This is a genomic window from Bacillus sp. JJ1609 (genome assembly GCF_036967045.1).
Lineage (GTDB): Bacteria > Bacillota > Bacilli > Bacillales > Cytobacillaceae > Mesobacillus.
Window position 1 is genome coordinate 48,398 of sequence record NZ_JBALSS010000024.1, and the last position, 10,386, is coordinate 58,783.

11 protein-coding genes and 1 other annotated feature are annotated in these 10,386 nt (G+C 41.7%); of the genes, 3 read left to right on the forward strand and 8 right to left on the reverse strand.

Features of this window, described 5'->3' with window-relative positions:
- Window positions 1–278 precede the first annotated feature (278 nt).
- Together V7654_RS16610 and zapA are read right to left on the reverse strand one after the other, a co-directional pair.
- A complete protein-coding gene (locus V7654_RS16610) occupies window positions 279–821 on the reverse strand; it encodes a CvpA family protein (protein ID WP_335431761.1) in 543 nt (180 codons plus the stop codon).
- Between the two features lie 8 nt (window positions 822–829).
- Window positions 830–1,090: a cell division protein ZapA gene (gene zapA, locus V7654_RS16615; protein WP_335431763.1), complete on the reverse strand. Its 261-nt coding sequence runs from the start codon at window positions 1,088–1,090 to the stop codon at window positions 830–832.
- Window positions 1,091–1,232: 142 nt separating this feature from the next.
- Here zapA and rnhC point away from each other — a divergent pair, with 142 nt between their 5' ends.
- Window positions 1,233–2,162, forward strand: a complete 930-nt coding sequence (gene rnhC, locus V7654_RS16620) for a ribonuclease HIII (RefSeq protein WP_335431764.1) — start codon at window positions 1,233–1,235, stop codon at window positions 2,160–2,162.
- A 128-nt stretch (window positions 2,163–2,290) separates the two neighbouring features.
- On the opposite strand, the gene pheT is transcribed toward rnhC, so the two are convergent.
- From pheT to V7654_RS16640, 3 genes are all read right to left on the reverse strand, one after another.
- Entirely contained in the window at window positions 2,291–4,705 is a 2,415-nt protein-coding gene (gene pheT, locus V7654_RS16625; RefSeq protein WP_335431765.1) for a phenylalanine--tRNA ligase subunit beta, read from the reverse strand.
- 19 nt (window positions 4,706–4,724) lie between these two features.
- Window positions 4,725–5,762: a phenylalanine--tRNA ligase subunit alpha gene (gene pheS, locus V7654_RS16630; RefSeq protein WP_335431767.1), complete on the reverse strand. Its 1,038-nt coding sequence runs from the start codon at window positions 5,760–5,762 to the stop codon at window positions 4,725–4,727.
- Between the two features lie 61 nt (window positions 5,763–5,823).
- Window positions 5,824–6,071 (reverse strand) — a binding site (T-box leader).
- A gap of 69 nt (window positions 6,072–6,140) precedes the next feature.
- Window positions 6,141–6,896 carry a TrmH family RNA methyltransferase gene (locus V7654_RS16640; RefSeq protein ID WP_335431771.1) on the reverse strand — a complete coding sequence of 252 codons (756 nt, stop codon included), beginning with the start codon at window positions 6,894–6,896 and terminating at the stop codon, window positions 6,141–6,143.
- Window positions 6,897–7,019: 123 nt separating this feature from the next.
- On the opposite strand from V7654_RS16640, the gene sspI reads away from it, so the two are divergent.
- Window positions 7,020–7,232: a small acid-soluble spore protein SspI gene (sspI, locus tag V7654_RS16645; protein ID WP_335431772.1), complete on the forward strand. Its 213-nt coding sequence runs from the start codon at window positions 7,020–7,022 to the stop codon at window positions 7,230–7,232.
- Between the two features lie 310 nt (window positions 7,233–7,542).
- On the opposite strand, the gene V7654_RS16650 is transcribed toward sspI, so the two are convergent.
- On the reverse strand, window positions 7,543–8,628 hold the full coding sequence (locus V7654_RS16650) for a M42 family metallopeptidase (RefSeq protein WP_335431773.1): 1,086 nt from the start codon (window positions 8,626–8,628) through the stop codon (window positions 7,543–7,545).
- Between the two features lie 74 nt (window positions 8,629–8,702).
- Window positions 8,703–9,194, reverse strand: coding sequence for a dUTP diphosphatase (locus V7654_RS16655; RefSeq protein ID WP_335431774.1), 492 nt, complete (start codon window positions 9,192–9,194; stop codon window positions 8,703–8,705).
- A 161-nt stretch (window positions 9,195–9,355) separates the two neighbouring features.
- Between V7654_RS16655 and V7654_RS16660 the strand changes: the two genes are divergently transcribed.
- The gene (locus V7654_RS16660) at window positions 9,356–9,751 is read left to right on the forward strand and encodes a sigma-w pathway protein ysdB (RefSeq protein WP_335431776.1); all 396 of its coding nucleotides are present in this window, start codon (window positions 9,356–9,358) and stop codon (window positions 9,749–9,751) included.
- A gap of 156 nt (window positions 9,752–9,907) precedes the next feature.
- Here V7654_RS16660 and V7654_RS16665 read toward each other — a convergent pair whose 3' ends face one another.
- Window positions 9,908–10,186 (reverse strand): DUF1294 domain-containing protein, encoded by a 279-nt coding sequence (locus tag V7654_RS16665; protein WP_335432019.1) that lies wholly within the window; start codon window positions 10,184–10,186, stop codon window positions 9,908–9,910.
- Window positions 10,187–10,386: the final 200 nt, after the last annotated feature.

Here is a 10,386-nt window from a genome sequence, read left to right on the forward strand (position 1 = left end):
CAAATTCTTCTAGGGGCTGGCGCTGAGCCCGCAGGAGTCTTCGCACCTTCCACTATAATCAACAGGTTTTAAAAAACAACATTGGGCTTTAACAGAGCCTTGCAAAAAGTAGCTGTAATCTAGCTTGTAATTTTATTGCTGCTCATTCAGTTTTCGCATTATGGAATTTATGCTCGGCTTATTGCTAGTAATATTCCCATATACGAAAAGGCTTTGGTCTTTTTTAGCACTATGTAAAAAAAACCTGATAAAAGAAAAACTTCTCCGCAACAGAGAAGTTATGCAGCCATATATTCAATCCATAGTTGTTTTATTTGCTGTGAAAATACTGGTGTATTTTTTATGATATTTTCGGCAAGAATTGAATCGTTCAATGGGTCCTGAATTGCCTGGATTGGCAATAGTGCCGCTATGTATAAAATGATGAACATAACCAGATAGACTTCCACTAATCCTAATAGACCGCCGGCCCAAACATTTAGCTGGTGGAGTATTGGCAGGTTTGCGACAAAGTCCAGCATTGAACCAATAATTTGGAGCAAAATCTTTACAGCGAAAAAAATAGCTGCAAACGCAATTGCCCTGTAATACGCTGTTTCGAGATTGGCATTATCAAAGATGAGATTTAATGTAGTATTACTTCCGAGATTAGGATAGGGAATCCACAATGTCAGCTTTGGTGCGAGTTGTTCGTAGTATATGTATGCAACGATGAAGGCTACAATAAATCCGACGAGGTGGATAGATTGGAGAATGAATCCCCTTTTCAGCCCTACAATAAAGCCGATAACCAATATAGCTAAAACCGCGAGATCAAGCATGAATAAGTTCAGTCCTTTAACCTTTTAATTTCCGCTTCGAGCGACTCAACACGATCTTTCATTTTTATGTAATCGTTAACGGCATTCACTGCAGTTAACACAGCTAACTTATTAATATCAAGTGAAGGATTCGCTGAGCTGATTTCACGCATTTTGTCATCTACCATTGAGGCAATGAGCCGAATATGGCTGGTGCTTTCTGTACCGACTATGACATACTGCTGTCCATATATATCCACAGTCGATCGATTTTTTTTTATGTCTGACAACATTTATGCCCCCATTCGTAAGAATCCTATTCTATACTATAACATGAACGCAAATGACTGGGAAGTATTTGCCTGTCACATACATATGAATTTTGGAAGATAATGTATAACTTTGAAATAATCAAAATAGGGAGTGTCTAACATGGGAAATATCGTCCTGCAGAAAAAACCGGAAGAAATCAAAAAGATGAAAGAGTACTATAGTAAATTTTTGATTGATAAGCTTCCGCCTGGCAGCATTTTCGCCGCAAAAACAGCTTCCTGTGCCATTACAGCCTATAAGTCAGGAAAAGTACTATTTCAGGGAAAAGACGGGGAAACAGAGGCGGCAAGATGGGGTACAGCAGTTGAACCTTCTATCAAGAAAACGGTCGTCTCAGCATCTCCATCCCATTTACCAAGTAATATCAGTGAAATGTCAATCATCGGATCTGACGAAGTCGGCACCGGAGATTTCTTTGGGCCCATTACTGTCGTAGCAGCCTATGTCAGAAAAGAAGATATTCCGGTTTTAAAAGAACTCGGGGTGCAGGATTCTAAAAATTTAAAGGATGATAAAATCATTGAGATCGCAAAGCAACTGGTTACATTTGCTCCTCATAGCCTGCTTACCCTTCATAATGAAAAATACAACCAAATGCAGATGAAGGGCATGTCACAGGGGAAGATGAAAGCCCTGCTTCATAACCAGGCAATAAACCATTTACTTGAAAAAATTGCGCCTGTTACACCGGAGGCCATCCTAATCGACCAATTCGCAAAAGAAGAAATCTATTACGCCTATTTAAAAGGACAGAAAAACATCATGCGGGAAAACGTCTTGTTCAGCACTAAAGCTGAGAGTATTCATCTAGGGGTTGCAGCTGCATCAATGATTGCACGCTACGCATTTGTCCGCCACTTTGAAAATTTGAGCAAGCGCGCGGGATTCACGATACCGAAAGGCGCTGGTGCTCCGGTGGATAAGGCAGCTGCCAGGCTGATTCTTGAAAAGGGTGTCGATGTTTTACCTGAATTCGTGAAGCTGCACTTCGCCAATACGCAAAAGGCAAAGAAGATTGCGAGAGTATAAGACCATCTCCATTGTAAAATTTGAAAAAAAACTTTGTTTTTTCCAGGTTGCGGGATTTCAACAAAAAGTTGCGGAATAAGTTTTCTCATAAGCAAAAAAGGCAGCCCGCGGGCTGCCTTTTTTACTTTTTAACCTCTTAATACTGCTCCTGTCTGTTCTTCAAGAGCCTTAAGTACTTTATTGTGCGCTTTTGCAATATCTTCATCAGTCAATGTTTTTTCAGGGTCAAAATATTTCAATGAGTAGGCAATTGACTTCTTGCCTGGCTCCATTTTTTCACCTTCGTACAGGTCGAATACCTGAACTTCTTTTAACAGTGTTCCTCCTGCTTCAGTAATGACCTTCTTTAGGTCACCTGCAAAAGTTGCTTTTTCGACTACAAGGGCAATATCCCTAGTGATCGATGGGAAGCGCGGAATTGCTGTGTATTGCAACGGTGCTGTTTCTGCCTGCAATAAAGCTTTAAGAGATAATTCGAATACGTATGTTTCTTTTAAATCTAACTCTTTTTGCATCATTGGATGAACTTGGCCGATGAATCCAATGACCGTCCCGTTCAATGTGATTTCAGCTGTACGTCCAGGGTGCATTCCTTCAAGCTCAGCTTTTTGGAAGCCCAGTTGGCTTTCTAGTCCAAGCTTGTCAGCAAGCCCTTCGACGATTCCTTTAAGGACAAAGAAGTCGACCGGTTTCTTTTCACCCTGCCATGGATGGCTTTCCCATAGTCCTGTAATTGCAGCAGCAAGGTGTTCACGCTCTTCTGGAAGTTCATCATTGCTGTTCTTTAAGAATACCGCACCTGTTTCATAAACAGCTACACTATCATTCTGACGTGCGATATTGTATTTAAGCACTTCAAGCAGCTGAGGAACGATGCTTAGGCGCAAAATGCTGCGGTCTTCACTCATCGGCATTGCTAATTTAACAGGCTCGCGTTGATCTAAAGCGTATTGCAGAGCTTTTTCTTTACTTGTAAGTGAATAAGTAACCGCCTGGAAAAGTCCTGCACCTTCCATGAAACGGCGGACAACTCGACGCTTTTTCTGATATTCAGTTAGATGGCCTGGTGTGGATGCTCCGATTGGAAGCGTTGTTCTCAGGTTATCATATCCAAATAAGCGGCCTACCTCTTCAATCAAATCTTCTTCAATTGTGATATCGCCGCGGCGAGTTGGAACGGTTACCGCAATTGTATTATTGTCTACAGCCGTCTCGAACTTAAGTCGGGCAAAAATATCCTGAACCTGCTTCATTTCAAGTTCAGTTCCCAACACCTTGTTGATTTTTTCAAGTGTTGTTGCAACAACCACAGGTTTGATATCCAGTGCATCCGCTTCTACGGTGCCTCCAAGGACTTCACCACCGGCAAGCTGAATCATTAATTCAGCAGCACGTTCAGCAGCTGGACGCACTCTCGCAGGATCAACACCTTTTTCATAGCGAGAACTGGCTTCGCTTCTCAATCCATGGTCCTTTGAAGATTTGCGGATAACACCACCTGTGAAATAAGCAGACTCAAGCAGGACAGTAGTCGTATCGCTTCCTACTTCTGAGTTTGCCCCACCCATTACACCCGCAAGCGCCACAGGCTCTGTGCCATTTGTGATTACAAGGTGATCAACAGTTAATGTACGTTTCGTATCATCTAGCGTTTCAATCACTTCGCCAGCCTTCGCGCGGCGGACAAGGATTTCTTTTGATCCTAGTTTGTCGTAATCGAAAGCATGTAGCGGCTGGCCATACTCCAATAAAATATAGTTCGTGATATCAACGATATTATTGTGTGGGCGGATGCCTGCAGCCATCAGTCTTGTTTGCATCCATACAGGTGATGGACCAACTTTTACATTTTTAATGACTTTTGCAACGTATAAAGGATTATCTTCCTTAGCATCAACAGTTACGTTGATGTATTCGCTTGCTTGTTCAGTTGAAGTTTCCGGCTTAGGATTTGGCAGCTCGATGTCTTTGCCAAGGATTGCTCCGACTTCATAAGCAACACCAATCATGCTCATTGCGTCCGCACGGTTTGGAGTCAATCCAAGCTCTAGAATTTCATCATCCCTGTTTAAAACTGCAAGGGCATCTTGGCCGATTTCCGTATCCTGCGGGAAATTGTAAATGCCTTCTGCATATTCCTTAGGTGCAATTTTTGCTTCGATTCCAAGTTCGGCCAAAGAACAAATCATCCCATTGGATTCTTCGCCGCGGAGCTTTGCTTTTTTGATTTTGAAATTCCCAGGAAGAACAGCTCCTACCGTGGCAACTGCTACTTTTTGGCCTTTTCCAACGTTTGGAGCGCCGCAAATGATTTGAACCGGTTCGCCATCGCCAAGGTCAACAAGTGTCTTGTTCAATTTTTCCGCATTCGGATGTTTCTCACATTCAAGCACATGGCCAACGACTACACCGCTCATGCCCTCGTTCAACTTTTCTACGCCTTCAACCTCAATGCCGCTCTTTGTGATTTTTTCAGCAAGCTCATCCGCAGATACTCCAGCTAAATCAATATAATCCTGCAGCCATTTATATGATACCAACATGGTTTAATCCTCCTAATCCTTATTCTTCAACTGAAAATTGCTTTAAGAAGCGGACATCATTTGTATAGAAGTGACGGATGTCGTCCACTCCATATTTAAGCATTGCGATACGCTCTGGTCCCATACCGAATGCGAATCCTGTGTATTTCTTGGAATCGTAACCTGCCATTTCAAGCACGTTCGGGTGAACCATTCCAGCTCCAAGGATTTCAATCCAGCCAGTTCCTTTACATACGTTACAGCCTGAACCTCCGCAGATTTTGCAGGAAATGTCCATTTCTACTGATGGCTCAGTGAATGGGAAGAAGCTTGGGCGCAAACGGATTTCGCGGTCTTCACCGAACATTTTCTTTGCAAATACTGCAAGAGTGCCTTTAAGATCGCTCATACGAACATTTTCATCTATAACCAATCCTTCGATTTGCATGAACTGATGTGAGTGTGTAGCATCATCGTTATCACGGCGGTATACCTTACCAGGGCAGATGATTTTAATTGGTCCCTTGCCCTGATGGTTTTCCATCGTTCTAGCCTGAACTGGCGAAGTGTGAGTACGCATCAGAATTTCTTCCGTGATATAGAAGGAATCCTGCATGTCACGCGCAGGGTGGCCTTTTGGCAGGTTCAGCGCTTCAAAATTGTAATAATCTTTTTCAACTTCAGGGCCTTCTTCAACTGTATAGCCCATGCCGATGAAAAGATCTTCAATTTCTTCAATGATGCTTGTAAGCGGGTGATGGCTTCCAGTTTTAACTGGTCTTCCTGGTAGTGTCACATCAATTTGCTCTGCTGCCAATTGCTTCTGGACAGCTGTTGCTTCAAGCTCCTGCTGCTTCACTTCAATCTGTCCGGAAATTGCATCGCGGACTTCATTAGCAAGAGCACCCATCATTGGTCTTTCTTCAGCGGATAATTTGCCCATCCCTTTTAAAACTTCCGTAATTGGACCTTTTTTTCCAAGATAGGAAACGCGAATATCATTCAATTCTTTAAGATCAGCTGCTGCAGCTACTTTCTCAAGAGCCTCAGCCTGCAGTTCTTTTAATCGTTCCTGCATTTTAAATCCTCCTTCATCTTCATACATTTCATTTTTGAACACAAAAAGACCTCATCCCAGATAAAGGGACGAGGTCAAGGTTATCGCGGTACCACCCTTTTTAACAGGCAATACGGTTATGTATTACTTGTTCGCTTCATTAGGATAACGGCTTGTGCCGATGCATCTTTACACTCTTTTATAGAGTGGTCCCGATGCCAACTCAGGAGGTGAACTTCGCTTGCCTGTTCCATAAAAATGCTCCCAGTCTTCGGCATTTTCTTCCTGGATGGCCATCATCAAGCTACTTTTCTCCGTCATCGTTTTTGAAATATTATTTTGCTGTTTATTATAGTATAATCTGTGCGCAGTATCAAATGGTTTTGAAAAATAATGCGCCTATTTTGCCGTTTTCAAATAATAAAGCAGGATACCTGTCGCTACTGCGACATTTAATGATTCGCTTTTCCCATAAATCGGAATATACAGGTTCTGCGTTGTTTTTGCCAGCAGTTCCTTATTTACCCCACTTCCCTCATTCCCAACGAGAAGTGCGAATGATTCATTGCTGTCTGCCTCAGTAAAAATAGAACCGTTTTCAAGTGCTGTTCCGTATACAGGAATATTTTCAGCATTAAGACGGTCAATCCACTCCGTGAGATCACCACTTATTACCGGTAAATGAAAGTGGCTGCCCTGCGCAGAGCGAAGCACTTTTGGATTGTAGGTGTCAACACTGCCTTTTCCTACAATGACTGCATCCATTCCTGCAGCGTCCGCTGTCCTTATCATGGTACCAAGGTTCCCCGGATCCTGAACAGAATCAATCAACAAGAACGTTTTTCCGCTCTCAAGTGTTTGTTTGGGCTGTCGGCAAACTGCGAAAATGCCCTGGGTTGTTTCGGTATCAGCAAGCTGCCTGCCGATTTCATCCGTCACGACTGTAACAGGAATAGCGCCGTAATCCCAACTTGGCGGCAATTCTGTTTTTTCATTCAGGATGATTTCTTCTACATATTCTTTTTGTTTAAGGGCTTCTTCAACTAGATGGTAGCCTTCAACAAGAAATGTGCCAGACTTATCTCTTTCCTTACGTGTCTGTAATTTTTTCCATTGTTTAACTTGTGGATTTTTATCAGATTGAATGTACTTCACTCTGGCTCTCCTTTAATATGGCTTGTTCAATTTTACTATTATATCTCAAATTGGATACATAATAAAACCAAAATGGTGAATTCTATAATCATTGATGGAATTTGAAAGGAGTATGAGTAAACAATGAACTTGAACCTTAGAAATGCAGTTATCACAAATGTGGCAGGAAACACACAGGATGAGCTGAAGGATACAATTGTAGATGCAATTGAAGCTGGTGAGGAAAAGATGTTGCCAGGCCTCGGAGTCCTATTTGAAGTGATCTGGCAAAACGCTTCTGAAGAAGAAAAGCAGGAAATGCTGAATGCACTTGAGTCAGGATTGAAAAGAAAATAATTGACTGAGATGAACTCCTGATTTTAGGAGTTCTTTTTTTTGCGTACAAACTGGCAAATCCTTCAACACAGCTGAATTTAGGTCAGCAAACCGGGCTAGGCTTCCAGCAGATGGAAAATGCAGAGATTATGATTGATTTCGTAGAGATTAAGGATAATTTCGTAGAAATTATCACTGATTTCGTAGAAATTATAGATGTTGATTAATTTCACAGTTTATTTCGTAGTGATTATCGCAGACTTGGCCAGAATACCTTTACCTTTCTCCTCCAAACAAAATAAGGAAGGCCGCAGCCCTCCTTGTGGTTTCCTTATTCAAAAGTAAGTTTATCAACCGTTTCTTTATCAAGACGTTTGATTACTTCAACAATTAATTTAACAGCATTTTCATAGTCATCTCGGTGCAACATTGCAGCATGTGAGTGAATATAACGCGTTGCAATCGTGATGGACAACGCTGGAACTCCGCGATGTGTCATATGGATGGCGCCTGAGTCTGTACCGCCTCCAGCGACTGAATCGAACTGATATGGAATGTTTAATTCGTCAGCCAAGTCTGTAACGAAGTCACGAAGGCCTTTATGTGAAACCATTGAGGCATCATAAATGATGATTTGCGGTCCATCGCCCATTTTGCTAAGTGCTTCTTTTTCAGTAACGCCAGGAGTGTCTCCGGCAATCCCTACATCAACACCGAAACCGATATCTGGCTCGATCAGCTGCGCAGAAGTTTTAGCGCCACGAAGACCTACTTCTTCCTGTACAGTACCCACCCCGTAAACCACGTTTGGGTGTTCCTGACCTTTAAGCTGCTTTAGGACATCGATTGCAATCGCACAGCCAATGCGGTTATCCCATGCTTTTGCAAGCAGCATTTTTTCATTGTTCATCACTGTGAATTCGAAGTAAGGAACAACCATGTCTCCAGGAACGACTCCCCATTCTTTCGCTTCATCACGGCTTGATGCGCCGATGTCGATAAACATATCTTTAATATCAACAGGTTTTTTGCGTGCTTCAGCAGGCAGGATGTGAGGCGGTTTAGAACCGATCACTCCAGTGATTTCCCCTTTGCGCGTTACGATCGTTACTCGCTGAGCAAGCATAACCTGTGACCACCAGCCTCCAACTGTCTGGAAACGGATGAAGCCCTTGTCATCAATGTTTGTTACCATGAAGCCGACTTCATCAAGGTGACCAGCAACCATAATCTTAGGTCCGTTTTCGTTACCGACCTTCTTTGCGATCAAGCTGCCCAGACCATCTGTCGTTACTTCATCAGCAAATGGAGTTATGTATCTTTTCATTACTTCCCTTGGCTCACGTTCATTGCCGGGAATACCTTTGGCGTCAGTTAAATCTTTTAACATCATAAGTGTTTCATCTAATTTAGCCATTATTTCGACTCCCTTAATATGTAGTTTCGAATCCTATTATACTAAACCAGCAGAGCATTGTACAAAAAATTCTGCTAATATCCTTTTCTCTGCCTATCATAATTTACTTCATTTTTTTGAATATATGCCTGTTCGATTTGATCCTCTGTCAATCCGAGCAGCTCTGCAAGCTTCAAATAGCCCTCAAATAAATGCATGAAATCCTCTCTTGAGTGGGATTTTCTGAATTCCTGGACCCTTTCATACACTTCAATAAACTGACTGCTCACGTTTGCCTCATCACTTTCCGCTGGGAAAACTGAGCCAATGTCGTTAAAACCACACTCAATGCCAAGTGAAAGAATGAAATGAACTCCATCCACGAACTCCTCTAAAATAACTTCTTTTTCAGATGAAGGCTTAACACTCCAAAACTTGAAGCAGCGGGTTTCATTTGCAAGCTCACCTATTTCTACAAGAAGGGCGAGGACTTTTCTGTCGAATAAGTCTTCCTCCTCCAATCCATGCTGTGATTCAATATGGCTGTCGAGTTTTTTTTGCATCTTAAAAAGCTTTTCAGTATTCATTTTGATCTCCTTGTACCTATAGTCATTAAATGCTCATATGTTGTAGTAGAAGAATGCTCTTTTCATTATTCCTGCAAAAAGTATAAAACAATTAAAAAATTGATGAAACTATTTAGTATCTCATCCGTAAATAAGGAAAGTTAACATTGGAGGGGCAGACCATGATCCTGCTTTTACGACTTATCATATTGCTTTTATTCATTTTTCTAATATACAGCGCGGTGAAATATTTATTCCACCCAAAGCGAAAACTCGAGCTTGCCCATGAGCAAAAGCGATTTTATTTCCTCGATGACCAGGACAATGTACGTAAGAACTTCTTCTTGACTTACAAAGGGGTTTTATTTGAAGGGGAAAAATATCTTGGCACTACTCAATCTGCTTTTGAGGTCGTTTCCATTTTTATTTGGCCCAAAAAAACCTCTGCCCTTAAAGGTCTTGTTCTTGAAGATTTCCAATTCATTGAACGAAAAGTCCGTGAAAGCTACCCTGTTGCTAAAATCGACTGGAAAAGCCCGATCAAGGAATTCATGGCAAATCATGATCAAGAAATTTAGACTTCAAGCAAAAAGCGTCCATATCTTGCCACGGACGCTTTTTTACGTTGTAGTATCGAAAAATTTCCGCCACTTTATAAAGCGATTTTTTTCCTAAGCAAATAGCAATAATTGCTCCTATCAGGACTATTAGAACGTATGGAATTGCCCGGACTGTTATGCTAAAAACTTAAAAATATATACAAAAATACCAATCTCGAGAACGGCAAGCAGAGGGAGTCCATACTTGAACTGAGCATGCTTAGTTTTATGACGGTAATGCCTCATCCCAGCAAACGCACCTATTGCTCCGCCCAAAATGGCCACATTCCACAATGTACTCTCACTTATTCTATAAAGATTCTTTTTTGCGCGTTTCTTATCAGCGCCCATGATGAAAAAACCAACTGCATTCATTAAAATGATTAGCCCAATAATCATCCATGCAAGTACCATTTCATTCACATCCCTTATTCCCCATCCAAATTGTTAGTATGTATGCACGCAAAGCGCCTTGCTTCATTATAGCTTAAATGGAGTTTGTCAGGGGATTCTTTTGGGAGAGAATAATCTTAGGTGGGACTCTTCATTTGTTCTAATCATCCCTATTGGAACACCGGTGAATCGGTTTTTTCTCTTTTATTGTTCCAATCACG